The organism is Asaia bogorensis NBRC 16594 (assembly GCF_001547995.1).
Taxonomy (GTDB): domain Bacteria; phylum Pseudomonadota; class Alphaproteobacteria; order Acetobacterales; family Acetobacteraceae; genus Asaia; species Asaia bogorensis.
On record NZ_AP014690.1, the window covers coordinates 967,585 to 993,060 of the forward strand.

Annotated in this window: 23 protein-coding genes; 11 read left to right on the forward strand and 12 right to left on the reverse strand. The window is 61.1% G+C overall.

Going from position 1 to position 25,476, the window contains the following annotated elements:
- The first annotated feature begins 40 nt into the window (after positions 1-40).
- The 7 genes from Asbog_RS04315 to Asbog_RS04345 all read left to right on the forward strand — a co-directional run bounded on the left by Asbog_RS04315 (position 41) and on the right by Asbog_RS04345 (position 9,243).
- Entirely contained in the window at positions 41-1,435 is a 1,395-nt protein-coding gene (locus Asbog_RS04315) for a class II 3-deoxy-7-phosphoheptulonate synthase (RefSeq protein ID WP_023978144.1), read from the forward strand.
- A complete protein-coding gene (locus Asbog_RS04320) occupies positions 1,432-2,637 on the forward strand; it encodes a beta/alpha barrel domain-containing protein (RefSeq protein ID WP_023978143.1) in 1,206 nt (401 codons plus the stop codon). Before Asbog_RS04315 ends, Asbog_RS04320 begins: the two co-directional genes overlap by 4 nt.
- The gene (locus Asbog_RS04325) at positions 2,634-3,008 is read left to right on the forward strand and encodes a hypothetical protein (RefSeq protein ID WP_062164205.1); all 375 of its coding nucleotides are present in this window, start codon (positions 2,634-2,636) and stop codon (positions 3,006-3,008) included. The genes Asbog_RS04320 and Asbog_RS04325 overlap by 4 nt, the downstream gene beginning before the upstream one ends.
- Positions 3,008-3,784 carry a hypothetical protein gene (locus Asbog_RS04330; RefSeq protein ID WP_062164206.1) on the forward strand — a complete coding sequence of 259 codons (777 nt, stop codon included), beginning with the start codon at positions 3,008-3,010 and terminating at the stop codon, positions 3,782-3,784. Before Asbog_RS04325 ends, Asbog_RS04330 begins: the two co-directional genes overlap by 1 nt.
- Before the next feature lie 91 nt (positions 3,785-3,875).
- Complete coding sequence (gene gltX / locus Asbog_RS04335; protein ID WP_062164207.1) at positions 3,876-5,210, forward strand: glutamate--tRNA ligase; 1,335 nt, start codon at positions 3,876-3,878, stop codon at positions 5,208-5,210.
- Positions 5,211-5,240: 30 nt separating this feature from the next.
- Positions 5,241-6,203: an ion channel gene (locus Asbog_RS04340; protein WP_062164208.1), complete on the forward strand. Its 963-nt coding sequence runs from the start codon at positions 5,241-5,243 to the stop codon at positions 6,201-6,203.
- A 547-nt stretch (positions 6,204-6,750) separates the two neighbouring features.
- Complete coding sequence (locus Asbog_RS04345) at positions 6,751-9,243, forward strand: TonB-dependent receptor (RefSeq protein ID WP_197669053.1); 2,493 nt, start codon at positions 6,751-6,753, stop codon at positions 9,241-9,243.
- A gap of 316 nt (positions 9,244-9,559) precedes the next feature.
- Here Asbog_RS04345 and Asbog_RS04350 read toward each other — a convergent pair whose 3' ends face one another.
- From Asbog_RS04350 to Asbog_RS04360, 3 genes are all read right to left on the reverse strand, one after another.
- Positions 9,560-10,393: a CDP-alcohol phosphatidyltransferase family protein gene (locus Asbog_RS04350; RefSeq protein ID WP_035444177.1), complete on the reverse strand. Its 834-nt coding sequence runs from the start codon at positions 10,391-10,393 to the stop codon at positions 9,560-9,562.
- Positions 10,394-10,499: 106 nt separating this feature from the next.
- A complete protein-coding gene (locus tag Asbog_RS04355) occupies positions 10,500-11,177 on the reverse strand; it encodes a phosphatidylserine decarboxylase (RefSeq protein ID WP_062164210.1) in 678 nt (225 codons plus the stop codon).
- A gap of 54 nt (positions 11,178-11,231) precedes the next feature.
- On the reverse strand, positions 11,232-12,026 hold the full coding sequence (locus Asbog_RS04360; RefSeq protein ID WP_062164211.1) for a class I SAM-dependent methyltransferase: 795 nt from the start codon (positions 12,024-12,026) through the stop codon (positions 11,232-11,234).
- Between the two features lie 125 nt (positions 12,027-12,151).
- Between Asbog_RS04360 and gloB the strand changes: the two genes are divergently transcribed.
- Entirely contained in the window at positions 12,152-12,871 is a 720-nt protein-coding gene (gene gloB, locus Asbog_RS04365) for a hydroxyacylglutathione hydrolase (RefSeq protein WP_062164212.1), read from the forward strand.
- A gap of 70 nt (positions 12,872-12,941) precedes the next feature.
- Positions 12,942-13,544 carry an HAD family hydrolase gene (locus tag Asbog_RS04370; RefSeq protein WP_062164213.1) on the forward strand — a complete coding sequence of 201 codons (603 nt, stop codon included), beginning with the start codon at positions 12,942-12,944 and terminating at the stop codon, positions 13,542-13,544.
- Here Asbog_RS04370 and Asbog_RS14175 read toward each other — a convergent pair.
- The 9 genes from Asbog_RS14175 to Asbog_RS04410 all read right to left on the reverse strand — a co-directional run bounded on the left by Asbog_RS14175 (position 13,525) and on the right by Asbog_RS04410 (position 21,365).
- Positions 13,525-13,659, reverse strand: a complete 135-nt coding sequence (locus Asbog_RS14175) for a DUF2474 family protein (protein WP_122039115.1) — start codon at positions 13,657-13,659, stop codon at positions 13,525-13,527. The genes Asbog_RS04370 and Asbog_RS14175 overlap by 20 nt on opposite strands.
- Before the next feature lie 174 nt (positions 13,660-13,833).
- Complete coding sequence (gene cydB, locus Asbog_RS04375) at positions 13,834-14,856, reverse strand: cytochrome d ubiquinol oxidase subunit II (RefSeq protein ID WP_062164214.1); 1,023 nt, start codon at positions 14,854-14,856, stop codon at positions 13,834-13,836.
- 9 nt (positions 14,857-14,865) lie between these two features.
- Positions 14,866-16,275, reverse strand: coding sequence for a cytochrome ubiquinol oxidase subunit I (locus Asbog_RS04380; protein WP_023978129.1), 1,410 nt, complete (start codon positions 16,273-16,275; stop codon positions 14,866-14,868).
- Positions 16,276-16,360: 85 nt separating this feature from the next.
- Positions 16,361-17,392: a hypothetical protein gene (locus Asbog_RS04385; RefSeq protein WP_062164215.1), complete on the reverse strand. Its 1,032-nt coding sequence runs from the start codon at positions 17,390-17,392 to the stop codon at positions 16,361-16,363.
- Between the two features lie 330 nt (positions 17,393-17,722).
- On the reverse strand, positions 17,723-18,466 hold the full coding sequence (locus tag Asbog_RS04390; RefSeq protein ID WP_062164216.1) for a lysophospholipid acyltransferase family protein: 744 nt from the start codon (positions 18,464-18,466) through the stop codon (positions 17,723-17,725).
- Positions 18,467-18,579: 113 nt separating this feature from the next.
- A complete protein-coding gene (locus Asbog_RS04395; protein ID WP_062165705.1) occupies positions 18,580-19,170 on the reverse strand; it encodes a YdcF family protein in 591 nt (196 codons plus the stop codon).
- A complete protein-coding gene (locus Asbog_RS04400) occupies positions 19,167-20,075 on the reverse strand; it encodes a cell division protein FtsX (protein ID WP_062164217.1) in 909 nt (302 codons plus the stop codon). The genes Asbog_RS04395 and Asbog_RS04400 overlap by 4 nt, the downstream gene beginning before the upstream one ends.
- Positions 20,072-20,905 (reverse strand): cell division ATP-binding protein FtsE, encoded by an 834-nt coding sequence (locus tag Asbog_RS04405; protein WP_083510702.1) that lies wholly within the window; start codon positions 20,903-20,905, stop codon positions 20,072-20,074. The genes Asbog_RS04400 and Asbog_RS04405 overlap by 4 nt, the downstream gene beginning before the upstream one ends.
- 19 nt (positions 20,906-20,924) lie before the next feature.
- Positions 20,925-21,365: a hypothetical protein gene (locus Asbog_RS04410; protein WP_062164218.1), complete on the reverse strand. Its 441-nt coding sequence runs from the start codon at positions 21,363-21,365 to the stop codon at positions 20,925-20,927.
- Positions 21,366-21,675: 310 nt separating this feature from the next.
- Between Asbog_RS04410 and Asbog_RS04420 the strand changes: the two genes are divergently transcribed.
- On the forward strand, positions 21,676-23,547 hold the full coding sequence (locus tag Asbog_RS04420) for a response regulator (RefSeq protein ID WP_062164220.1): 1,872 nt from the start codon (positions 21,676-21,678) through the stop codon (positions 23,545-23,547).
- On the forward strand, positions 23,544-25,469 hold the full coding sequence (locus tag Asbog_RS04425; protein WP_083510703.1) for a response regulator: 1,926 nt from the start codon (positions 23,544-23,546) through the stop codon (positions 25,467-25,469). Before Asbog_RS04420 ends, Asbog_RS04425 begins: the two co-directional genes overlap by 4 nt.
- Positions 25,470-25,476: the final 7 nt, after the last annotated feature.

Consider the following 25,476-nt stretch of genomic DNA (forward strand, 5'->3'; position numbering starts at 1 on the left):
TAGTGAGAACCCTTTTTTTCGGCTCAAGGAAAATACTCTCATGCACCCGAACCGCGAATCCGCTGTGCACGCCGGCTGGACGCCGTCGAGCTGGCGGTCGCACCCCATTCGTCAGGCTCCGCATTATCTGGATGCAGCCGCGCTCGACTCTGTCGAAGCCCGTCTGCGGCGATATCCGCCCCTGGTGTTTGCGGGCGAGACGCGGCGCCTGAAGAGCCAGCTTGCCAAGGCAGCGCGTGGCGAGGCCTTTGTGCTTCAGGGTGGGGCATGTGCCGAGAGCTTCAATGAGTTCACCGCTGATATCGTGCGCGATACGTTTCGTGTGCTCCTGCAGATGGCCGTCGTGCTGACCTTCGGTGCCAAGGTGCCGGTGATCAAGATCGGGCGTATGGCCGGGCAATATGCCAAGCCGCGTTCATCCGATACCGAGACGCAGAACGGCGTGACCTTGCCCTGTTACCGCGGCGACATCATCAACGGCCCGGAATTCACCGAGGCGGCGCGAATCCCCGATCCGGCGCGTATGGAAACAGGATATTTCCAGTCTGTTGGCGTGATGAACCTGCTGCGTGCCTTTGCATCGGGTGGTTACGCCAATCTGCATCAGGTGCATCGCTGGAATCTCGGCTTCGTCAAGCGCTCGCCACTGGCTGAACGCTATCAGGACCTTGCCCAGCGCATTGATGAGACCCTGTCCTTTATGGGGGCATGTGGCTTCAACCAGAGCGCGCCGCAGATCAACGAGACCGAGTTCTACACCTCGCATGAGGCGCTTTTACTGCCTTATGAGCAGGCCCTGACGCGCATCGATAGCCTGAGCGAGAACTGGTACGATTGCTCGGCCCATTTCCTGTGGATTGGCGATCGGACACGCCAGCCCGATGGGGCGCATGTGGAGTTCCTGCGCGGTGTGGGCAATCCGATTGGCATCAAGGTCGGCCCCACCACCACGCTGGAAGATCTCGAGAAGCTGCTCGATATCCTCAACCCGAAGGACGAGGCCGGTCGCATCACGCTCATTTCCCGCATGGGCGCCAGCAAGGTGGGTGATTTCCTGCCGCCGCTGCTTGACAAGGTGCGTGGCTCCGGCCGCACCGTGACATGGCTGTGCGACCCGATGCATGGCAATACCATCGCCACGGCAGACAAGATCAAGACCCGCTCCTTCGACTCGATTCTGGGTGAGGTGAAGGGCTTCTTCTCGGTATTCCAACAGGCTGGGCTGCGCCCTGGTGGCATCCATATCGAGATGACCGGGCAGGACGTCACCGAGTGTGTCGGCGGTGCCCATCGTCTGACGGAAGCCGACCTTGCTGGGCGTTACGAGACGTTCTGTGATCCGCGCCTCAATGCCGAGCAGTCGCTTGAGATGGCGTTCCTGCTGGCCGAGGAACTGACGGGTCACTTCCGCGATCACGGGGCGCTGCGGGAATGACGCCCCCCAAGGCCGATGAGGGACGCGCTGCACTTGATGCAGCGTTAAGCCCGAAACTCGCTCTGACACCCGGCGAGATTGCCGGGCGGACAGACGCCTATTTCAACCGGACGCAGAAGATCGTCTCGCATTTTGGCGAGTGTCAGGTCACCTACGCGCTGTTCATTCGCCGGCCCGTCATTGCGGCGCATGGGCTGATGGTCGCGTGGCTCGAGAATGTCGCGCGTGAGCAGGGTTTTTCGGTCGAGATCGAGACGATCTACCCTGAGGGAAGCTGGGTTGGCGCAGGCGAGCCGCTGCTCTACCTGACCGGGCCCTTTACCCGCATGGCCCCCCTCGAAACCCTTTTGCTGCAAAAGCTCGGCTCAGCCTGCGTCGCGGCCCATAATGCCTATCAGATGGCGCTGGCCCTGCCGGATGCAGCGTTCATGGCCATGGAAGCCCGTCACTGCGCCGGATTCGAGATGCAGGAAATGATGGGCTATGCCGCCTCGATCGGCTCACGCGCTGCCCGACGCGAGGGCGCGAAGGGCTTCGTCGGTTGCGCCAATGATGTTACGGCGGCTTTCTTCGGCCAGGATCATGGGCTGGGCACCATGCCTCATGCCCTGATCGGTTATGCGGGCTCGACGCTGCGTGCCGCAGAGATGTATCGCGAGGTCTATCCTGACGACCCTCTCGTGGTGCTGGTCGATTATTTCGGGCAGGAAATCACCGATGCGCTCGCAGTGTGCCGTCGCTTCCCCGAGCTGGCGGCGCAGGGGCGAATCAGCGTGCGTCTCGATACGCATGGCGGGCGCTTCATTGAAGGGCTCGACCCCCAATCGTCCTATGCCGTGCTGGAGCGTCATACGCCTGGCACGATACGGCGCTACCGTTCCGATAACGAGCTGAAGGATCTGGTCGGCACGGGCGTGTCGGCCGCCGCCATCTGGTGGATGCGCGAGCAGCTCAATGCCGCTGGTTTCCCCGAGGTGCGGATCATCGTTTCGTCGGGATTTGGCCTGCAGAAATGCATGACCATGCGTGATTCCCATGCCCCGCTCGATGTGGTCGGGACAGGCTCGTTTATTCCGGTCAAATGGAACGAAACTTACGCCACGGCCGATATCGTGGCTTATGACGGTGAAAAGCGGGTGAAAGTCGGACGCGAGTTCCTCCTGCAGAGAATCCGGTCCAGAGAGAAGGAGAGCGAAGCATGAGCAGCTCTGAAGCAGAACCCGATCGCGGCTGGTTCGTCCGTATTCTCGATAATTCGGGCGGTGCGGAAGAAGGCATCGTGGAGGAAGTGAAAGACTTTCAGGACCTCGCCCACGCCAATGCCTACGCACGTGCCTATGTGCGCGACAGCGTCGAGCGCTGCCGCGTTGGCGGGGCCGCAGGGCGTGAAGTGCTCGAAGCCTGGTTCTCGTTCGGTGAGGACGCCATTGTCGTCGAGGCCGGAGATGATGGCTGGAAGTCTGCATCGGAACTTGAGGATTTCGCTGCCAACCCTGCCACGCCCATGGAGCGTGACTGGCGCACCCTCGATCCCCGTCGTCTTGTGGAGGATGATGAGGAGGTCGAGCTCTGATGCCGATGAACCGACGTCAGATTCTGGCCGGCCTGTCGGCTGGCCCTGTGCTTGCGACTCTTTCACGCGCCGCAGTGGCACGGGAGACGAGTTCAGCGGTCGTTCCTCAGCCGCCAACGCCCCAGACCAGCCTGCCTGCGCTGAGCCGTCAGCTTCAGGCCGTGCCGCGCCGGCGTCAGTTCACGACGCTGCCGCGTCTGCTGGATCATCCCGATCTGTGGGACGATGTCGCTTTCGAAGCCCTTCGGGCCTATCGCAGCGACGAGCGCATGATCGGCACCGGGACGTCGCTTTCGGGCAACTGGCCCGTCGAGGCGCAGAACCTGCTGAACAGCGAGATTTTCTCCTTCGGTCACCCCGAAGCCCTGCTTGTCATGGCGTTATGGAGTGAGGCGCAGCTGGCCCTTTACGATGACGAGGCCTGGTCGCGTTATGGCCTGTCACGTCTGACCTCGTCGGGCCAGTCGGTACTGCCGCTCAGGCAGGTCACCACAGGGTATTCGCGCCATCATCAGGATGAGCAAGGCGTTTACGGGGCGGCTGGACGCAGTATCCCGGCCTTGCAGGCCCGTGGCGTTGTGTTCCTTGCCTGCCATAATGCTGTGTGGGCCCATGCCGGGCGTCTGCTCGCTTTGGGTGCCGTGGCCGGTAATCCGGGACAGGAACAGCTTGTGGCGACGCTGACGAACCATCTCGATCCGCGTGCCATCGTGACCCCGAGCGCACTTGGTGCACTCGCCGAATTGCAGCGGGCGGGGTTCTCCCGGGTTTTCTGAACGCACCGCTTTTTGGACTCACGCATATTTCTGATGGCGATACCGTGCGCGGGCTATGGAAAATTGCCCGCGCCCTTGGCATAGAAGCAGCATGAAACTGCGCTTCGCCCCCAGCCCGACCGGCTATCTCCATGTTGGCAATGCTCGCCTTGCCATCGCCAACGCCCTGTATGCCCGCAAGCATGGCGCACAATTCCTGCTGCGCATCGACGATACGGATCTGGAGCGCTCCAAGGCGGAATACGAGCAGGGGATCAAGACGGATCTCGAATGGCTCGGTCTCGACTGGGACGAGATGGCCCATCAGTCGGAGCGGCTCGACCGCTATGCCAAGGCGATCGAGGCACTCAAGGCTTCGGGGCGACTCTATCCCTGTTTCGAGAGTGAGCAGGAACTGGCCGCCAAGCGCGAATTGCGGCTCAAGGCGCGCAAGCCTCCCATCTATGACCGTGCGATGCTGCGCATGACGCCTGAGCAGCGTGAGCGCGCCGAAGCCAATGGCAAGACGCCTTACTGGCGCTTTCGCCTCTCAGACGGTCACAAGAGCTGGCGCGATCTGGTGATGGGTGATCTGTCGGTCAAGCTGACGGCCATTTCCGACCCTGTTCTCGTGCGGGCTGATGGAACGGTGCTCTATACTCTGGCCTCGGTCGTGGACGACATGGAGCTGGATGTTACCCATATCATCCGTGGTGAGGACCATATTACCAACACTGGCGTGCAACTCGATATTATCGAGGCGCTGGGTGGCAAGGGGGCGCGTTTCACTTTCGCCCATCTGCCCCTATTGCTGGATGAAGGTGGAGGCAAGCTGTCCAAGCGCTTCGATGCGTTGTCGCTGCGTGCGCTGCGTCATGACGGCATGGAACCGCAATCGGTTGTGTCCTACCTGTCCAGAATCGGCAGTTCGGACGACCCGGTGCCCATGACACTGGAAGAATCCATCGCGAGTTTCGATCTGTCGCACATTTCGCGTTCGGCAGCGCGTTTCGACATGCAGCATCTGCTGGGGCTCAACCGCCGCCTGCTGCATACCATGTCCTTCGAGGATGTCCGCACCCGCCTGCCTGAAGGGGCGAGTGAGGCTTTCTGGAATGCCATACGTGGCAATGTCGATCTGACCGGCGAGATCGGTTTCTGGTGGGAAGTGGTACAGGGCGACATCGCGCCGCCCTCCCTGCGCGACGAGGCCGGGTTCCTGGAGCAGGCGCAGCAGACCCTGCCTGACGCCCCGTGGGACGGCGAAACGTGGAAGCAGTGGATCGCAACGCTGAAAGACGTCTCTGGCCGTAAGGGCAAGGCTCTCTTCCATCCGCTGCGTCTTGCCCTGACGGGCGAGGAGGCCGGGCCCGAACTGCATGCCCTTCTGCCTCTGATGGGGCGTGACCTGGTTCTGCGTCGCCTGCAGGAAGCGGCTATAGGGTAAGGTGCGAAGGCTTACCCACGCGCAAGGGCGATGAAGCGCGACAGGTCCCGCTGGCGGCAGTTTTTCAGGGTGCAGTCCGGGCTGCCCTTGCTGGGTGCTGACGAAGGAACCGGGCGGGAAGGCGATGAGATCGGCACGGGGCGTCAGCGTGCGTCGGTCATACGGGTCGGCATTGGCAGCAATTTCTGGACGGATCTCTATCATCACGCCCTGACCACCTCATGGCCACGGTTTCTGGGGTGGTCCACGATTGCCTATGTCGCAATCAACCTGGGTTTTGCGCTGCTGTATCGGCTATGCAACGCCCATATCAACAATGCTGCCGATCTCGACCTGTTCTCCCTGTTCTTCTTCAGCGTGCAGACCTTCTCAACAGTTGGCTATGGAGTCATGGCCCCAACCGGGCACATGGCCAATGCGCTTGTATCCGTTGAGGCGCTTCTGGGCATGATGATCAATGCCCTTTCCACTGGCGTGGTCTTTGCCCGCTTCTCGCGCCCACGGGCGCAAATTCTTTTCAGTCATATCGGGGTAATCAGCCAGCGCGCTTCACCTGCCGCCCTGTGCATCAGGCTCGCCAATTCGCGCAAGAGCGCGGTGCTGGCGATGGAGGCGGAACTTTCACTCTCCCAATTCGTGATTGGTGAGGGGGGATACCCCACCCGTATCTTCACACGGCTTGCCCTTCTGCAATCGCAGGTGCCCGAATTGCGGTTCACCGAAACCCTGGTGCACCCCATCGATAGCGCTAGCCCTCTTGCTATTCTGAGCGTCGAGCAGCTTGACGCGACCTATGCGGAAATTCTGGTCACCGTACGTGGCACGGATGAAGCAACCGGGCAGGCCGTGTTGCTCCAGCACGGTTACGATCATGCAAAGATGATCAAGGGGATGCGTTTCGTGGATATGGTCGTGCAGGACGCGTCGGGCAATTACCGCGTGGATTACAGACGGCTTCACGACATCGAACAGGAAGCCGAAGCCGCCGCGTGAAGAGGCCATGGGCCTTCCCACACAGTCCTCTTTCTTTACCCCATGCGCGGATGAACGCCTGTTTTCGAGGCTGTTACTTTCCGTACCTCTTCCCTCGGACCTCTGACGCTTCAGGGGGCAGAGGAGGCCTCCGAAAGCGCGCATCAAGCGCTGGTCGTATCCTGACCGCGCGCCGATTTCATATCCACTAGTGAGGTTGAGTGAGACCAGTGGGCGTTCGGTGGGCACGTATGGGGCCACCGTGTCGCGCGATGATGGGCCCGCGCTTTGGCGCTGCGGTTGTTTGGCATTTCCTGTGTTTAAGCAAACAATATGACTTTATTATTGATTAAATGTTTCAATAATAAGTCAATGCAATAATTACTTCACGATCTATACTTGATTCGACACAAAACTATTTCTGTTTCGATCTAATTGAAGCCAGTCCGAAGTGCCAGATGGGCGCACTTGCCGGAAACAGGGTCGATTGCAGAAGAGCCGGACGACCAGATGCGGCGCATCCGGCGCAGGAGAGAGTTTTGTGTTGAGAGGTCAGAGACTGTGCCTGGTGTTCACTTTCCTTTGCTGCTCGGGGGCCGCTTACGCAACGCCTCTTTCGGATGATGCCCATCAGAATACCCCGACTACAGCCAGGGCAGCGCCTGCAGGTAAACCGGGAACAACGCGGCACAAAATAGGCGGCGCAGGAAAGCCTGCCTGGCATGCAGGCGAGGCTGCGGCCAGCGAAGTCGCCGCAGCGCCGGCGTCGGCTCGAGCATCGTCCGCCCGTCATGTTGCCCATCACGTTACGCCGGAGAGCATCAGCGTGACAGGGCAGGCCCACAGCAAAAACTACCAGAAGGACCCGGCATCCGTGTCGGTCCTCAGTGCCCGGCAACTCGCCAACCGTCACGTCGTCTCACTGGTTGATCTCGGTGACGGCTCGGTACCTTCCTTGCGTATTGCCCAGTTTTCAGGCCGCAATTCAGCCCTGGTGGTCAATATCCGCGGTGTCGGCGTGCTGGGTGACAGCAACCAGCCCGCACGTGACCAGGGTGTGGGAGTCTATATCGACGGTGTGTATGTCTCCAGACCGCAGGCACTTGGCACGGCACTTTTCGATGTCGAGAGCATGGAGGTGCTCAAGGGGCCGCAGGGAACGCTGTTTGGCCGGAATACCGAGGCTGGCGCCCTGAGCATCGTGACGCGTCGCCCCACAGGCAAATTCGGCATGCGTCTGGTTGGCGGGTTTGGCAATTACAACAGCAACAAGGGCGAGTTGCATCTCGATCTACCAGCTTTCCATGATCTGGCGATCAAGATTGACGCTGTGACCGCCCATCGCGGACCACTTGTCGATAACCCGATGCCGGACACTGGTGGGTTCAACCAGTACGACAAGCACGGCGTGCATGTGGAGGCGATGTATCACCCGGTCGATAACTTCACCGCTGACTATGCCTATGACAATTCCTATGACAGCACGACCACGTTGTGGATGCAGTTACTCAAGGGAGGAACGAACAAGCTCGCGCAGCTTGCGACGTTGCAGACGACCCGCGCCAAAAGAGCGTTTGTCGGCGTTCCCGAAGAGCCAAGTATCGGCAAGAACAGCGGGCATCGCATGACGCTCGATTACAAGGCGATACCGCAATATCTTTCTTTCAGATCCATCACGGCGTATCGCGAACTGAGCCAGAGCCAGTTCGACAACGGGATGGCCTCCGGGAGCCTTTCCAACACCACAGGCAATTTCACCGGCATGAGCTTTGCACGTAACTCGCTGGCAGGATTCTGGCAGAACCAGATCAGTCAGGAGATACAGGCTTTCGGCCATACGAAGCGCCTGAAATATCAGGGTGGCTTCATCTATTACCGCGAGCATGCCGCCGATAACGCGCAGGCCTTCTATACAAACCAGTTCACTAATGCTGCTGGCAGTGAATACAGGCTGTTGACCGGCCCGGCCTATGATGACTGGAGTCTGCAGCCCATCGATCGTGCCAGCCATGTCACGTCAAAGAGCTGGGGCGTTTACGGCAATGCGGTCTATACCCCACCTGTGCTGCATGACGCGCTGCATCTGACGGCGGGGCTGCGCTGGTCTCACGATGGCAAGCAGGGCACGCTGACAACGGTCAACAACAAGGCACCGGTCAATACGGCGGGTGTGTCTGGCCCGATCGATTTCGATGCAGGCTGGTCGCGCGTGGACCCCCTGCTTGAAATCAGCGGTGATCTTGCCCGTCATGTATTGCTCTACGGCAAGTGGAGCACGGGTTATAAAGCAGGCGGAGCCAATTCACGGGCGCAGAATTACGAGGCTTTCGGGCCTGAATCGGTCTCGATGTTCGAGGTCGGCACCAAGACCGAGTTTCTCGATCAGCGTGTACGTTTCAACGTTGCGGGATATTGGGGCGACTACAAGGATATACAGGTCGATTTCAGCAGGCCTTACCAGATTGGCAATCAGCTGACGACGCGTACAACCACCTCATCCATCAATGCACCCGGTCGTGGTGACCTGAGCGGCGTCGAAGCCGAGCTGAGCGTGTCACCCATACGCTACCTGACGCTTGGCCTGTCCTACGCCTATAACTACGTTCACATTCCTCCCACCGCCAATCCCTATCCCAACTCGGTGGGCGTGGTCAGCACCATGCTCGTGCCAATCTACCAGAGCTATACTCCGGCCCATTCCGGCAGCTTCCAGGCAGATTACGTGCGTCCGTTTCAGGGTTTTACCCTGCTTGGCCATCTCGATGGCAATATCGACAGCGGATATTATGCCGGCACGACCGACCCTGTTTACGCGGGGATCGGAAACCCCAAGAACGTCTATCAGCCCAAGGGGGACAGTGGGCTGATCGTCAACGGGCGTGTCGCTGTGTCCAATGTGCGGCTGGGTCATACCGGCGCAAAGGCCACATTCTCGCTCTGGGCACGCAATCTGTTTGCCGAGCAACACGTTTACTTCAAGACCTTGGGCGTAACGACGGGCTTGCAGGGTTACTTCAATGAAGCGCGCCAGTTTGGCGGACAGGTCGATCTGGCGTTCTGAGAGCGGGTGCCACCGGCGCTAGTGGTGCCTAGCATTCGATGCCCACGGCCGGGGATGCCGCGCACCTCGGTCTGCAAGGTCTTACCCGCCTTACAGACAGGCAAGATGCGGTGTCTGGGAGGAATTGAAACAATCCCGGCCGGTGTGATGGGCGAAAATTCCGTCGCTTGCCCCTTCGTCATCTGCCTGCGAAAGCGCGGAGGCAGGGAGGGGAAGGCAGGCCTGAGGGTGGGGGATACCACGGCGAGGCTGGCCCGGGAAAACCGCCCCACAGGAAAAACCGACCTAAAGGAAAACCCGATCAGGGAATACAGGCCTAGGGCACGTCTTCCGACATGGCCTCGGCCTGTTCCTTGAGGCGATGGAAGCTGCGGCGGCTGAACGGGAGCATCAGCAGATAGATGATGCCAGCCGCTGCCAGAGCAAGCCAGGGATCGGCCAGAAGGATTGCCGCATAGAGCAACGTGCCGAGCATGAGCGGCAGCACGAAGGGCGACGGGATCTTGAAGTTCTTAAACGACCAGACCGGCAGTGTCGAAACCAGCAGGGCTGCGGTCAGGATCAGGAAACCGGCTGCCAGCAGGGGGGAGCGGGCAAGGGATTCAAGAACTGGCCAGTGCATTCTGTCGGCTTCCAGCCCGAGAAAGATGGGAAACAGCACGACACCTGCGCCGGCAGGGGCCGGTACCCCCGTGAAGAAGCTGTAGGAATATTCCGGCTTCTCCTCGTCATCGAGGCTGGCATTGAAGCGCGCAAGACGCAGCGCCATGCACACAGTGAACAGAATGCAGGGCACAAAAGCGTAGCGCCCGCCATTGGCCTGCAATGTCCAGAGATAAAGCAGGAAAGGCGGCGCCACGCCAAAGCAGACGAAATCGGAGAGCGAGTCGAACTCGGCCCCGAAGCGCGATGTGCCATGCAGCAGACGGGCGATACGTCCGTCGAGCCCATCGATACAGGCCGCAATCACGAGTGCTGCGGCCGCATAGGCAAATTGCTGCTCCAGCCCGTACCGCATCCCGCTCAGCCCGGCGCACAGACCCAGCATGGTCAGCAGGTTCGGGATGAGCCTGTTGAAAGACGGGCCGCGCACGCGCACGCGGCGCGGCCGGATACGCCTCAGCCGACGCTTCCTGCGTCGGGGAGGCAGGCCGGCCTGCCCGTCTGCAGAGGCAGTCTCTTGCGCCGTGTTGGCCTGGGCGTGACCTGTCGTTTCATCAGGACCGGGGAGCGTGTCTGACACGGGGCTTACAGGCTCAGAGATGGGCGATGACGGTTTCGCCACCGACCATGGTTTGTCCGGTGCTGACAAGCGGCGTCACGCCCGGCGGCAGATAGAGGTCGGTGCGCGAGCCAAAGCGGATCAGGCCGAAACGATCGCCCGGTTCCACAGCGCTGCCCTCATCCACATAGCAGACGATACGACGCGCAATCAGCCCCGCGATCTGCACGATGGCCATGTGACGACCGTCCTCGAGCGTCAGGCGAACCTCGTTGCGTTCATTGAGGTCAGAGGCTTTGTCGAGGCTGGCATTGAGGAACTGCCCGGCGTGATAGGCAATCTTCGTGACCGTGCCGGCTGCAGGCATACGGTTGATATGCACGTTCAGCACTGAAAGGAAGGTTGCCACGCGCCACACAGGCTCACTGCCCATGCCCAGCGCTGCGGGTGGCGTCGCGAGTTCGACCGATACGACGCGGCCATCGGCCGGGGCCAGGGCCAGATCGGTGCGCGCCGGCGGAAAACGCTTGGGATCGCGGAAGAAGTAAAGGCAGAATCCGAACCCGCCCAGAGCCACATTGCCAATCAGGCGCGTGGCGCGCCAGGGCGTTGCGCGGCCGAGCAGGGTCAACCCTCCCGTCAGTGCGAGAAAGGGGAAGGCAGCGCGGTGAGGCGGTGCCAGAACGGATTTGATCGATTGAATCAGGGACATGGGCGCAGTCTTACGACACCTTGGTTTTGGGTCAAGCTTTGCCTGTTTTCGGCCCTAGCTGCCCGGTTTTTCACTCAGGCTGTCACAGCTGCTGGCAGAGCTCGCCAATGTGGTGACGCGCCTGCCAAAAGCGAGCTTGGCGCGTTCAGCCTCAACCGGCATGCCGGAGTAGAGATCCTTGCACGCGTTCACCAGATGCACGCCCCCCAGCCTGCGGCCCAGCAACCCCGTCGCCCGATCGGCCATGAGAGCCGCCTGCTCACCCAGCTTCAGCAGCGCCAGAGGCGCGCTGAGCGCGGTGGCCGTGCTTTCGGTGCGAAACAGGGCGCGTTGCAGGGCGCGATCGAGCTGGCTGGCCGAAAACGGGCTGCCATGACCGAAAGGCGACGTATCGTCCTTGGCGGCAAGACCTGTCCGGTTCGGAACAACAAGAATCAGCCGGCCATGATCGGCGAGGACCTTCCAGACCATGCGCAGCAGGGGATGGGGATTGGCCAGTTCGAGCCCATGCACCATCACTACCAGATCGATACCCAGATCATCGAAGGGCAGGGCATCCGGCGCCACAAGGCATGAAGGCACGGCAAAGCCGCCATGATTGTCCAGCGGCGCGCGCCGGGTGAGCGGCGTATCCAGCTGGGCCGACGCCACCCAGCGTGCCCGTGCGAGCCCACGCCATTGGGACAGGAGAGGCTGCGCGTAGCCAAGACCGAGAACGCGTAACCCGGTCGGGTCGGGCAGCAGGCCGGCCAGTTGCGCCATGAGCAGAGCATTGACCTGATCGCCGCGCCGGCTGGCATAAAAACCGGCAGCATCGGGAGGGACGAACTGGGGTGGGCGCTTGGGCATGGGGATACGCTAGACCGAACCTCACTATTGGGCCAGAGGGGCTGGTGATGCGTTCTCGACCGGCAAGGCGTAATATCTCTTTCAGCTAACGCCGGAACACACTGCAGGAACAGGAAAGCTGCACTATGAGCCTACAAATCAAAGCCGTACCTTTCGCACGTGATAATTATGCCTGGCTTCTGGCCGACCCGCAGACAGGAATCGTTGCCGTCATCGACCCCGGCGAGTCCGATCCGGTCGCGGAAGTGATTGGTGACGGTCGTCTCGACCTCATCCTTCTCACTCATCATCACACCGATCATATTGGAGGCGCCGAGGCCTTGCGCCAGAAATACGGTGCCCGTATCGCCGGCGCGGAGGCGGATCAGGCCCGTTTGCCACCGCTTGACCTGCTGCTTCATGATGAGGACCGTATTGCCGTGGGTCATGATCTGGGGGAGGTCATTGCCACCCCCGGTCATGCGCGCGGGCATATCTCCTTCTACTTCCGCTCTGTCCCAGCGCTGTTCTGCGGTGACACGTTGTTCAGCCTCGGGTGCGGCCGCCTTCTGGAGGGGACGGCGGAAGAGATGTTCACCAGCCTTCATCGCTTCGACCCTTTGCCGGATGACACGTTGGTGTATTGCGGTCATGAATACACGCAGAGCAATGCTGCCTTCGCACTGAGTGTCGACCCGACAAACGAGGCGCTGCGGCAGCGTGCTACTGAAGTCGAGGCGCTTCGTGCTGAGGGACGCCCCAGCCTGCCGGTGCGGCTTGGGCTTGAGCGTGAGACCAATCCGTTCCTGCGTGCCCCTGACAGCAGTGAACTGGGCAGGCTGCGCCAGGCGAAGGACCGCTTCTGAGAGACGGCTTCCTTATGGGGAGGTCGAGTCAGACAACAGACCGCTGGTACGCTGGCGAAAGGCAGATCAGGTGACGACTTTCAATCTGAACAATTACGATTTTGACGCCATCATCTTCGATTGCGATGGGACAATCGCGGACACGCTCCCCGTCCACTTCCTGACGTTTAAGGAAGCGCTGGCGGAGCAGGGGCAGGTTCTCACGTCAGAGTGGTACTACGCCCGCACAGGGCTTTCGAGCAGCAAGCTGTTCGACGCTTATGAGAAAGCGTTTGATGTGATCCTCGACCGGGCGGCTCTGCTTGCCCGTTGCCGTGTGCTCTACGAAGCCCACCTTGATGTGCTGCGTGAGCACAGTTTCACAGCTGAGATCGCCCGCACACATTTCGGCCACGTTCCGATGGCCGTGGCCTCGGCCGGGCTCAAATCGATCGTGACCGCGACATTGCGTACGCTCGATTTGCTGGAACTGTTCGATTGTGTGGTGACGGTGGAGGATGTGACCCATCCCAAACCGGCCCCTGATCTCTATCTGCTGGCCGCCAGCAAGCTCGGTGTTACCCCCTCGCGCTGTCTCGTTTTCGAGGACACGGAGGAAGGGCTAGAGGCCGCCCATAATGCCGGGATGAGGGCCGTCGACGTGCGGCCTCATCTTACCATTGATGAAAGATGATGATCCTGAGCAGGGTTGCGACAATCGCCAGTGTCACGACCCCGCCTGCCCAGAGCCCGACAAACCAGCCGAGACGGGCAAGGAAGGAGGAGGAAGGGGCTGGAGAAGCAGGCATTGTCATAACTCCTCTGGCGAAGTGGCAGGCTGACCAGAAATAGCCTGACCGATGTTTAGAACATTTGAGCCCGGGCGATGAAAAGCCCGGGGGGCAGGGCCCTCATGAGATCCATTCCCGTTCAGAACTGGGTTGATCGCATGAGGGCGATACCGGGTCAGGCAAAGCCCGGGGTCAGTGGTAATGGTGATCGGCGGTCACGGTGCCGCGGAACACCCAGTAGGAATAGATCGTGTAGGCCAGGATGATTGGCAGCAGGATCGATGCGCCGACCAGCAGGAAGAGCTGGCTTTCCGGCGGCGAGGAAGCCGACCAGATCGTGACCGTGGGCGGCACGATATAGGGCCAGACATTGATGCCCAGACCCGAGAAGCACAGAAAGAACCAGCCCAGCGCGCAGAGGAACGGCGTGAGGCGCGTTGCCTGCTTGCGCAGCGACATGAAGAACAGCGCAGCGAGCACGATTACGGCAACCGGCACGGGCGCAACCCAGACGATTTCGGGGAAATCGGTCCAGCGATGCATGTAGTTGGCGTGCAGATAGGGCGTCCAGACCGACACGATGGCAATTAGCACCAGCATGCCGAGGCCCAGCGGCGCGGAGAGGCGCTGCATGACAGCCTTCAGATCGGTTTCCGTGCGCCAGACTAGCCAGGTCGCGCCAAGCAGGGTGTAGCCAACCGCTACGGCAAAGCCGCAGAAGAGCGGGAAGGGGGCGACCCAGTCCCATGCACTGCCGACGAAGGTGTTGTTCTCGACCTTCACGCCCATGATGAGCTCACCCAGGATGATGCCCTGCATGACAGAGGCAACAAGTGAGCCGAAGCAGAAGGAGCGATCCCAGAACCCCATGCCGAAAATGCCGCTTGCCTTCACACGGAATTCAAACGCCACGCCACGCAGGATGAGCGCGAGCAGCATGAACAGGATCGGCAGGTAAAGCGCGGGGAGGATCGTGCCATAGGCGACGGGGAACACGCCATAAAGCGTGGCGCCTCCGAAGATCATCCAGGTTTCGTTACCGTCCCAGACCGGGGCGATAGTGTTGACCATGACATCGCGATGTTCCTTGCGATGCTCGCCGAGGAACAGGATGCCGATGCCGAGATCGAACCCGTCGAGACAGACATAGATGAAGATGGCCAGAGCCGCGAGGGTTGCCCAGATGATGGGCAACCAATAGGCGAGGGTATTCATGGTAAACGCTTACTCCGCCGGGTGATGAGAGACTTGGGTGATACCAGCGGCACGATGCGGCTGATCGCGCGGGGGCTCAGGCTCGTTCGAGCTGGGTTCCTTGGCGAAATCGCGCAGCAGGATGCCGATACCGGCGGTAAAGACGATGAAATAGACGATGACGAAGGCGACCATGGACATTTCCATGTTCGGCAGTGTCACGGGTGAGACGCTGTCGACGGTGCGCAGCAGCCCGTAGATCGTGAAGGGCTGGCGGCCCACTTCGGTCGTGACCCAGCCGCACAGCAGGGCGATGAACCCGGCAGGCGTCATGAGCAAGGCGCCGCGAAGCAGGATCGGGTTGGTATAGAATCCGCCCTTCCAGCGCAGGAACAGCGAGAAGAACCCAAGCAGGGCCATCAGGCTGCCAAGGGCCACCATCACGCGGAAGGTGTAGAACACGACATACATCGGGGCGCGCTGGTCCTTCGGGAAATCCTTGAGGCCCGGCACCTTGCCGTCGAGGCTGTGCGTCAGGATCAGCGAGCCCACCAGCGGGATGCCGATCTTGTAGCGTGTCACCTCATGTTCCATGTCCGGCACGCCGAACAGCAATTCGGGCGCACGGCTCTCGCTCTCCCAGTCGCCTTCCATCGCCGCGATCTTGGCGGGCTGGTATTTCAGCGTGTTCAGGCCGTGGGCGTCACCCGCCAGGATCTGGAGCGGTGCCACGATGGCAGCCATCCACATTGCCATGGAGAACATGACCTTCACGGCATCGGTCGGCTGGCGCTTCTGACGCTTGGCCTTGAGCAGATGCCACGCGCCGACGCCACCCACGATGAACGCAACGCAGAGAAACGCTGCGAGGGCCATATGGACAAGGCGGAACGGGAAGGAGGGGTTAAAGACGATGGCGAACCAGTCGGCCGGCAGGAAGCGGCCTGTTGCGGCATCGATCTTGTAGCCCTGCGGCGTCTGCATCCAGGAATTGGAAGCCAGGATCCAGCTCATGGAGATCAATGTGCCGATCGAGACCATGCAGGTTGCAGCAAAATGCAGCCGCTTGCCCACGCGGTTGAGGCCGAACATCATGACGCCAAGGAACCCGGCCTCAAGGAAGAACGCCGTCATGACCTCATAGGCCAGCATCGGGCCAAGGATCGGTCCGGCCTTTTGCGAGAATTGCGACCAGTTGGTGCCGAATTCATACGACATGACGAGGCCGGAAACGACACCCATGGCAAACACCACGGAAAAGACGCGCAGCCAGTATTTGAAGAGGTCGAGATAGACGGGTTTGTCCGTCTTGAGCCAGAGCCCCTCGAGCACAGCCAGAAACGCAGCTAGGCCGATGGAGAAGGCGGGAAAGACGATATGGAATCCGACGGTAAACGCGAATTGCAATCGTGCGAGGAAGAGAGCACTCATGTCAGGCATTGCAGGGATCCGCGGCCATCAAGGCCAGTCGTGAAGGGGAATGGTTAACTGCCACCGCCCATAAGGCGTCAGCTTCCCCTCCGGTTCATCGATAATGCTCTGTTATTATCGCGGAAATGTGATTTTGCAATAAAATGTCATCGGGACCGAGCGGAATGGGAAGGTCCAGATGGTCCGGTATCCTTGCGGTTTGTTCATCAAGACCCGCGAGCAGGCGTGCATAATCCGGGTTGTTCCGTAGCGCTTGCGGTGTATGAGCAACCCAGTAACGGGCAAAGCCCTGCAAGCCGGTGAGATGGGCCCATACTGTGCCTTGCCCGGTACCTGAGAGGGTTCCGCGGGCAACGACGGAGAGGGGGCCGAGCGTGAAAGACGCCTCCTGAATTAAAAAGCGTTCATAACCCACATCATGGGTCGAGCCAGCGGGACGGTCGCCTAGGTCGTGACCATCGCTCGTTCGATGCAATGCGGCGAGAACGAGGTGGAAATATCTCGCTGCAGGCAGTGCCGCGAGGAGGTCCTGCAGGCTGGGCGTCAGGCTGCCGCTGCCCTGTGTCGCGGTCAGCTTCGGCTCAACCCTGCCTGCATGCAGGTCCAGGCTCCATGCCAGAGAGGGATCGGCGCTCCGCCCGCCGGGCAGGAACCGCGCTGTGACATCGCGCAGCGTGAGCGTATCGATTCCCGATATCGGTAGCCCCGATGCCGTCACACCTGCCGTGCGATAGACGATCACCTGCCGCGACGGGTCGAACCATCCCGATCCGCTACCGCCACTGAGCACGACATCGCCACCGGGGCGCAGGATCTGCACACCCTCATTTGTGAATGACGCCGCGAAAGGGTGCCTCCAGCCGGGTGTGATCGTAACAGATTGCCCGGTCCAGCCCTCTCCGGAGGCATTGCCTATCAGGGGGGCAGTCAGCACGGTGCGTGACCCCCACGGGCGCCACTGGCGTGTTTTCTCCTGCCACGTGAACCGCCAACCGTCTGCCCGCGCCGTCGTGGACAGTTTCACGATCTGTCGGTCGATTTGACTGATGCGATAGGCGTCCAGAGCCTGTGTCCCGAGTAACAGGGACGTAACACCGATGATGGCGAAGAAGAGCCCTTTTTTCATCTCGGATTAGCCCGGTGAATACTGGGTAATTGGCAGGTTACGCCGTCAGATTTCACAGTTGTCGCGAGAAACCGCACATTTTATCCCCAGAGCTGAAAACGGATGAAATGAGGAAAAGGGAAAGAGTCTCCGCCGCGGGGCTATGAAAGCGCAGGGGGCTGTGTTAGATGCCCCCTCCGCACTGTTCTTTGCGCTATAAAGCGCGAAAAACCTAGCTTTTGCGGCGATTGTCTCTTGACTCGCTTTCTTGCCCGCCCCGGCTGGATCCTTTCAGGATCGTATCGGTTCGTTGGGGGTTATGCACGGTGTTCCGCACAGGATTCCCCCCGATCAGTGTCTCAGGTCCACAGAGTTATCCACAGGGTGTGGTATATCGTGGGCAATGCAGAGCTTGTCCCAGGACCTGTAGATCGAGTCGATCAGAGAGTGTCGCCCGGCATTCGCAGGCAAAGCCTCTCCTACGACGACGATGATTTCGCCCGGAGTCATCAACCAGCCACGGCGCGGCCAGTGCAGGCCAGAATTGGTGGCGACTGGAATGACAGGCACAGCCGCCTGCTTGGCCAGTGCGACTACGCCGGGCTGAAGGGGAACACGCTCGCCAGGGACGGTTCTTGTTCCTTCAGGGAAGATGATGATCTGTCGGCCTTCATCAAAATGCTCCTGTGTCGCCTTCATCAGGGCACGCAGGGCCTTCGCACCCGCGGCGCGCTCGACAGGCACCATGCCGGACAGGATCAGCATGGGACCGATGAACGGTATGCGGGTGAGCTCCTGCTTGATGACATAGGCCGGTTGCTCGGCAATCGTCATCCAGATGAAGCCGTCGAAGAAAGACTGATGCTGCGAGGCGACAAGGCACGCCCCGGAAGGCAGGTTCTCGCGACCGATGACGGTGATGCGTATGCGACAGATCAGGCTCAGACCGCGCAAGGTGAGCGATGACCAGAGCTGGGCATAGCGCAGGGCCAGCTTGTGGCGTCGCAGGGCGCGTATGGGCATGGCGATCACACCCATGATCAGGGTGAGGATGATGAAATAGCTCATGAAAAGCCAGGCGCGTATCCGGATCATGCACTCCCCCAGTATCGTCTCGAGAATCCGATGTTCACTAGAGCATCACGGGGCAGGAGGGAAACGGCACAGCACGGGATTCGGGGCTGGAAACGGTTTTCACCCGGATGGGTTCATGACTGGGGAGTGAGATTGACTCCCCGCGAGAGGCCCAGATGGGAGCCGATCCATTTGATGTATTCGTGCAGCAGTAGGCTGAATGTTGCGCGATTGGGGCTGCGTCTCAGCGCCGGTGAGCGGACAGGGTAGGGATGGAGCATGACCTCCGGTGCGGCGCGATGGATCTCAACCATAGCCCGCCGGATATGGTAGCCCGCTGTAACGACCAGCAGCGACCGGATATGGTTCTGCGTGGCCCACTGGGCCGTTTCCGACCCGTTGCCGATGGTGGACACCGCGCGCCTACCCAGTGTGATGCGCGACGCCAGTTCGGGTGTCAGCGATATCGGTGCATGTTCGCTGAGCTGGCTGAGTGTGGCATGGGGCCCAACCCCGGAGATCAAGAGCTTGCGCCCAACCCCCTTGTCCAGCAGCTGAAGAGAGGCCTCAATACGGTCACGCCCCCCGGTCAGGGCAACGATGCCGTCACAATGTACCGGATTGGATACGGGGTGGAGCGCATCGACGCAAAACCAGGCGAACCCTGCGCACCAGACGAGGGCCAGAACGAACACCAGAAACGGAACGGCCAGCCAGAATCTCATGGCAGCCGGCGCAACCACAGACGCACCGTACCCTGAGCCACAACGAAGCTGAGGGCAGCAACGAGCACCGGCACACAGGCGAGGGACTGAAGCAGAGCTGGAGGTATGGCTGCCGACAAGGCAAGCCATTGTTCATAGCTCTGGGGCCACGTTGTTGCACCGGCGCCTGCCTGATCCATGAAGGGCAGCAACAGGTGATAGAGTATGGCCAGTATCAGCCCGCCGAGTGCCGTGCCGATTACGCCTCCGCTCAGCCCGAGCAGGGCGCTGCGCCAGGCGATGCGTCGTGCGATCAGCCCGTCACGGGCGCCAAAACCGTGAAGAATTTCGATAGTGCGCCGTCGTGCAATCAGCGTCATGCGCACGGAAAGTGTGGTCACGCCAGCAGTGGCAAAACCGGCCAGCAACACGGCAAGCCACGCACAGGCCTGCAAAGTCTGGCCAAGAAGCATCAGGCGTTCGCCCCAGCGGGCATTCTCCTCGATGATGGCTGAAGGCGCGATCGTATCCATTATGACTGGCAGATCGGTGGCGGGGCCATCGCTGCGCCGTGTAATCGAGAGCACGACGGGCAGGTCTGACAGGCTGGCCTGCATCGTGCCAAGCCAGGGGCGAAGGATATCGCGCAGCCTTGCTTCGGGCAGAATTTCGACACTGGCGATGCCGGGATCGCTCTTCAGTACAGTAATCAGCTTGCGCGCTGTGTCTGCGGCATCGCCCGTAAGATCCGGAATTTCGATCGTGACCTGTCGCGTGGCGCCATGGTCCCATTCGTGAGAGAGAACGCGCGCCGCATTCCAGCCGCCCAGTGCAAGGGCTGCGATTGCCGCCACAGCAGCGATCAGGGGTATCAGCCCCCGGTCGCGTCGACCCAGATGCAGCCCATCAGGAAGCTTGCGGCTCATCGATCCCGTTCCCGCCGGGGGCGTGAGGCAGAGAGAGAGAATGAGGCGGCAAAGCTATCGGAATGGTTACTGACATCGCCACCCGGGGGCATGGGTTGAAAGTCGGCGGGGTGCGTGTCCGGGGGATGCATCACCGGGGGCGGGACAGGTTTTTCGAGGCGGCCGTTACGCAGGCTGATGCAGGGCAGCGGCATGGCCCGCAGCAGCGACTCGTTATGCGTGGCGACGATGACCGTCGTGCCTGTGCGGCTCAGAGCCCGCAATGCCTCGATGAGTTGCCAGCTTTGTGACTCTGCAAGGGCATTGGTCGGTTCGTCCGCCAGAAGCAGGGCCGGGCGGGTTACAAGAGCACGGGCGATGGCAACGCGCTGTCGCTCTCCCCCTGAAAGCTCATCCGGCAGGCTGTCCGATTTGGCCCCCAGATCGAGCCAGTCGAGGATAGATCCGATCTCACCCCTTATCGCGCTGTCGGATTGGCCGGCCAGACGTAAAGGGAGGGCGATGTTGTCATAAACGTTCAGTTCGCCAAGCAGGCGCAGATCCTGCGGGATGAACCCGATGCGCTGCCTGAGCTGCGCCAGCTGGCGGCGGCTGGCCCGGTCTGTTGCGACCCCGAGAATTTCGACTGTACCGCTTTCTGGCAGAGTCTCTGCATGGGCGAGGCGAAGCAGGCTGGACTTGCCCGCGCCGGAGGGGCCTGTCAGCCAGTAGAAGCTGCCTTGTTGGATGGTAAAATCGAGCCCCTCAAGGACCGGGCGCGGCATCTGGCGTTGCCCAGCCAGACGGCGACGGAGGGCATGGCGATAGCTGACGTTGTAGAACCGGATCATGAAAGCCCCGGTCGCGTCGTTACATGTTGCGCGCGGCGACGGCGGAGACTGTCGCACCAAGGGCGGCAATGGCCATCAGCATGAAACCGTCGAAGACAAGGCCGCTTGCCGTCATGACATGGCTGCCGATGGCAAGATGATCGGGAATGCTTCCGACCACATGGTTCATGACATCCTGGGCCTGCGGGTCGGTCGAGGCCGTGCCGGTAGTGATAGCCGAAAGAGCCTTGGGCAGGGCCATCCAGCCAATGCCAAGCACGAGGCAAAGCGGTGCCAGAACCTCGGCCACCTGCTGCGCGAAATAGAACGCGAAGTAGCAGACAGCCCAGAAAGCCGTACGCAGGACGGCAAGCCCGCTGCTGCTGCGTCCGCCTGTGCCAAGCCCGTTTGTGCCACGGGGCTCGCGGTCGTCGCTCGGCTGGCCTAGGCGTGACAGGGACGGGCGGGGCGAAACTTCCATGGGGCGCTTCCAGCTTGTCGTGATGGGCACGAATGAAGTGGCGTCCAGTCAGGGCTGGCCACGTTGTCGGATCCTGAGGTAGCTGCCAGCGCGGCGAAATGCAATGATCAGCCTGAGATGCGGCCTTGCTTCCATATGAACATCACGACCTGCACATGCCGCGTTGTGAGGGACCCCTTAGCAGGCCGGATGGCATGAGCCTTCGACATGTCGCCATTTCTGCAACCACCAGACGATAGAGGAACTCTTTTCGTCCTGAAGGCGCTGGCGAACTTGATCACCCCCGCGAACTCATGAGACCAGTGCATTCATGACCCTGCAAGATGTGCCCCGCCCCGCAATCCTTCTCGTTGAGGAGTCGGATATACAGGCGCAAGCCCTGACGCTTCTGCTTGAAGAAGCAGGGTTTGTCGTCCGGCGCGTGGCCAGCGGTGAAGAAGCCCTGACCTGCCTTGATGACGGCCTGCCGGATCTGGTGGTGGCTGACTACCACCTACCTGGCATGAATGGCGGGCAGATGGCGCGTCAGTTCCGCATGAACGCCCAGACGCGCTCGATCCCCATCCTGATGCTGACCGAAGATGTCGGGCCCGGACTGGAGCGTGAAGGGCTCGAAAGCGGCGCGGATGCCTATATCTCCAAATCGGCCCATCCTGACCTGCTGGTGCTGCGCATCCGTGCGCTGCTGCGAGAGGGCTCGGATTTTCTTCAGGCCGAAGAGGCTGGACGTTTTCGCCGGGCGCGTATCGTTATCGTCACGAGCCCCCATACCGAGGATTTCGAGGACGAGCCGGGCGACAATGCCAATTGGGAACGCGATTCCTCCGGTGCGTCTCTGGGGGAGCTGCTTTGGCGCGATGGCCATACGGTCACCACGGTTACCGCCTCGGGCGAGCTGATCCATGGGGGCTGGCTCGGGGGCGAGGAGGGGCCGGATTGTCTGGTGCTCGACCTCACATCGCGCTTGCTCGATGGCGTGAATTTCTGCCGCCGTCTCGATGCGCGCCGTCAGGATGTGCTTGAGGCCGGAGGAACATCCTTCCGGATCCTCGGCATTGTCGATGCTGACCGGTTCAGGCGTCACTCTGCGGCAGATCTGTTCGATGCGGGGCTGGATGACCTGGTGCCCAGCGACATTGCCCCCGATGTTCTGGCGCTGCGCATCCGGGTGCTGGTGCGTCGCAAGCTGGCTCAGGACGAGATCAGACAGCAGGAAATCAAGCGTCAGGTGCGTGAAGTGGCGCTTCAGACAGCGCAGAGCGAGGCCCGCGCCATTGCTGCCAAGGCCGCGATGGCCGAGGCGCTGGCCCACGCTAATTCAGAACTGGCCGATGCCAATGCGCGACTGATCGAGACACAGGCCAAGCTGGTGCAGACAGCCAAGATGGCCTCGCTCGGCGAGCTCGTGGCAGGCATCGCCCACGAGATCAACAACCCGCTCGCCTTCACCCTGGCGCACGAGGAAACCATCGCACGCGCCCTGCAGCGGCTTACGGAGTCCGAGGGGCCTCTTCTGCCAGCACAGCTCGCGCTGCTCGAGAAATGTTCGAGCCGTATCGGCGCGATGCGGCTGGGGCTGCAGCGCATCCAGAATCTGGTGCTGAGCCTGAGGCGTTTCTCACGTCTCGATGAAAGCGCTTTTCAGGATACTGACGTGGTCGAGGCAATCGATACCGCGCTCGCCCTTCTGGCGCATAAATTTGGCCGCGAGATTACGGTGGAGCGCCATCTGTCGGCCCCACGCATGCTGGTCTGCCAGCCGGCCCTTCTGCATCAGGTGGTCATGAATATCGTCAGCAACGCAGCCGATGCCATACGCTCGCGCGCAGAGGCAGAGGGGCTCGAGGCCGGGGCGCCCAGCGGCAAGATCGTGATCCGGACCGTTCTGAAGCAGGAGGGATCAGATGCAAATTATGTGATCAGCGTGGCAGATGACGGACCGGGTGTGCCCGCCGCCCTGCGCGCTCGTGTGTTCGAGCCGTTCTTCACGACCAAGCCTGTCGGTATGGGAACGGGGCTGGGGCTGGCAATTGCCTATGGCGTGATCGAGGCGCATGGCGGCACGATTGATATAGAGGACGCGAATCTCGAGGGTGGACGCGATGTGGGGGCCTGTTTCACGCTCTCCGTTCCGGTGCGCCTTACCCCTACGGGACCGGTGACGATAGGACGCAGCGCATGAAACGGACCGAAATGAGCGTACCCTTCGGGAGGAGCCGTATCCTCCTGGTGGATGATGAAGCTGAAATTCTGGTCGCGCTGACCGATCTGCTGGAAGACGAATTCGATATTCTCTCCAGTACAGACCCGCTGGAGGCGCTCGAATTCCTGCGCAAGTCACCCGATATCGCGGTGATTGTCTCCGATCAGCGCATGCCCAACATGACGGGCGATGTGATGCTGAGCAAGGCGCGGGACTATTCCGATGCGCGTGGAATTCTCCTGACCGGTTATGCCGATCTGGCCGCCGTGGTTGCCGCCCTCAATCAGGGCAGGATCCAGTTTTATGCCCACAAGCCGTGGGAATCCGACTCACTGCGCGCGATGGTGCGTGAGGTTGCAGCCCATCACCGCCTCGAGCGGGCATTGATGATGGAGCGCGTGCTTTTGCATGGCGCACTGGAATCGGTGCCGATGGATGTCGTGTTTTCTGAGGCCGATGGCACGGTACTGCGCCACAATATCGAGGTCGAGGTCACGCCGGATAGCAGGGGCGATATCGCTGAGGACTCCCTGTTCAACGATGCCCTTCGACCCGATATCGCCGCCATGCGTGAGGAGACCCGAAGCGAGGGCGAGGTCTCGCGGCTGGTGTCGGAGCATACGGCTGACGGGGTGAGGTGGCACGAGATCACGCGCCAGACCCTGCCCTGGCCGCGCAATGCGCTGGGTGTCCCTTTCCCGAGCGCGCAGCGTTGGCAGATGATGCTCGACCGGGACGTGACAGAGCGCCTCGCGATGGAGGAGCGCCTGCGTCAGGATGACAAGATGCATGCTCTTGGCACACTCGCCGGGGGGATTGCGCATGACTTCAACAACCTGCTGACCGCCATGCTGGGCTCGCTCGAATTGCTGCAGGACATGACCCCTGCGGTAAACCCGACCGTGACCAAGCTTTTCGACAATGCCCTTGAATCGGCCCGTCGCGGTACGGTTCTGACCCGCCGTCTGCTCGAATTCGGCCGGCCGAAACCCATGGCGCTGCGTCCGGTCAATCTGGTCGAGATGATCTGGAGCATGCACGACCTGATCGTGCAGAGCCTGAGCCGGGCAAGCGATCTGCGCGGCGAAACGGGCCGTTGCACGATCGATCTCTCTGCCGTGCCGCGAGATCTGGTCATGCCCCCCGTGATGAGTGACTCCGGCCAGCTTGAAATGGCCCTGCTCAACCTGTGTATCAATGCCCGCGATGCCATGCCGGATGGCGGTGTCATTAGTATTGCGCTCAGCCATGAGGCTCATGCCCCCGAAGGTGAGCGCGTTGTGCTCTCGGTCGATGATCAGGGCTGCGGCATGCCGCCGGAGATCGTGCGCCGTATCTTCGAACCTTTTTTCACGACGAAGGGCCTTGGAAGCGGCACGGGTCTGGGGCTTTCGACCATCTACGGGTTCCTGCAGCGCAGCGGGGGGGATATCCGTGTCGAGAGCACGCCGGGCGAAGGCACACGCATGATCATGCTTCTGCCTGTCAGCCACGAGGCGACGGCAGGGGCGCAGCAGGAGGCGGTCGAGGTTGTTTCGGGGCCGCGCAAGCTGCGTGTGTTGCTGGCTGATGATGAACCCGGTGTGCGGCTCGTTACGGCGCAATTCCTCTCGCAGGACGGTCATGAGGTGATCAGCGTTGCGGATGGCAAGGATGTGATTGCCTGCCTGGCTGCGGGTGAACATTTCGATCTGGTTGTGCTCGATCTGCTGATGCCGGGCATGGGCGGCCGCGAATGCGGCGCCATCCTGGCGGAGAAATATCCCGCTCTGCCGGTGCTTTACGTCAGTGGTTACGCCGACCCCGAAAACCTGCCTGCCGATGCTTTCGTGCTGGGCAAGCCCTTCACCCCGGTGGAGTTGCGTCAGGCAATCGCCACCACGCTGCGTAACTGGGCATAGGGCGGGC

Bases quoted from the DNA above. Each gene is read 5' to 3' on its own strand.
- gloB (WP_062164212.1), top strand. From the start codon at position 12,152: ATGAGCCTACAAATCAAAGCCGTACCTTTCGCACGTGATAATTATGCC.
- Asbog_RS04420 (WP_062164220.1), top strand. From the start codon at position 21,676: ATGACCCTGCAAGATGTGCCCCGCCCCGCAATCCTTCTCGTTGAGGAG.
- Asbog_RS04405 (WP_083510702.1), bottom strand. From the start codon at position 20,905: ATGATCCGGTTCTACAACGTCAGCTATCGCCATGCCCTCCGTCGCCGT.
- Asbog_RS04355 (WP_062164210.1), bottom strand. From the start codon at position 11,177: ATGTCCCTGATTCAATCGATCAAATCCGTTCTGGCACCGCCTCACCGC.
- Asbog_RS04400 (WP_062164217.1), bottom strand. From the start codon at position 20,075: ATGAGCCGCAAGCTTCCTGATGGGCTGCATCTGGGTCGACGCGACCGG.
- Asbog_RS14175 (WP_122039115.1), bottom strand. From the start codon at position 13,659: ATGCCTGCTTCTCCAGCCCCTTCCTCCTCCTTCCTTGCCCGTCTCGGC.
- cydB (WP_062164214.1), bottom strand. From the start codon at position 14,856: ATGAATACCCTCGCCTATTGGTTGCCCATCATCTGGGCAACCCTCGCG.
- Asbog_RS04320 (WP_023978143.1), top strand. From the start codon at position 1,432: ATGACGCCCCCCAAGGCCGATGAGGGACGCGCTGCACTTGATGCAGCG.
- Asbog_RS04340 (WP_062164208.1), top strand. From the start codon at position 5,241: ATGAAGCGCGACAGGTCCCGCTGGCGGCAGTTTTTCAGGGTGCAGTCC.
- Asbog_RS04330 (WP_062164206.1), top strand. From the start codon at position 3,008: ATGCCGATGAACCGACGTCAGATTCTGGCCGGCCTGTCGGCTGGCCCT.
- Asbog_RS04425 (WP_083510703.1), top strand. From the start codon at position 23,544: ATGAAACGGACCGAAATGAGCGTACCCTTCGGGAGGAGCCGTATCCTC.
- Asbog_RS04380 (WP_023978129.1), bottom strand. From the start codon at position 16,275: ATGCCTGACATGAGTGCTCTCTTCCTCGCACGATTGCAATTCGCGTTT.
- Asbog_RS04385 (WP_062164215.1), bottom strand. From the start codon at position 17,392: ATGAAAAAAGGGCTCTTCTTCGCCATCATCGGTGTTACGTCCCTGTTA.
- Asbog_RS04360 (WP_062164211.1), bottom strand. From the start codon at position 12,026: ATGCCCAAGCGCCCACCCCAGTTCGTCCCTCCCGATGCTGCCGGTTTT.
- Asbog_RS04325 (WP_062164205.1), top strand. From the start codon at position 2,634: ATGAGCAGCTCTGAAGCAGAACCCGATCGCGGCTGGTTCGTCCGTATT.
- Asbog_RS04315 (WP_023978144.1), top strand. From the start codon at position 41: ATGCACCCGAACCGCGAATCCGCTGTGCACGCCGGCTGGACGCCGTCG.
- Asbog_RS04410 (WP_062164218.1), bottom strand. From the start codon at position 21,365: ATGGAAGTTTCGCCCCGCCCGTCCCTGTCACGCCTAGGCCAGCCGAGC.
- Asbog_RS04395 (WP_062165705.1), bottom strand. From the start codon at position 19,170: ATGAGATTCTGGCTGGCCGTTCCGTTTCTGGTGTTCGTTCTGGCCCTC.
- Asbog_RS04390 (WP_062164216.1), bottom strand. From the start codon at position 18,466: ATGATCCGGATACGCGCCTGGCTTTTCATGAGCTATTTCATCATCCTC.
- gltX (WP_062164207.1), top strand. From the start codon at position 3,876: ATGAAACTGCGCTTCGCCCCCAGCCCGACCGGCTATCTCCATGTTGGC.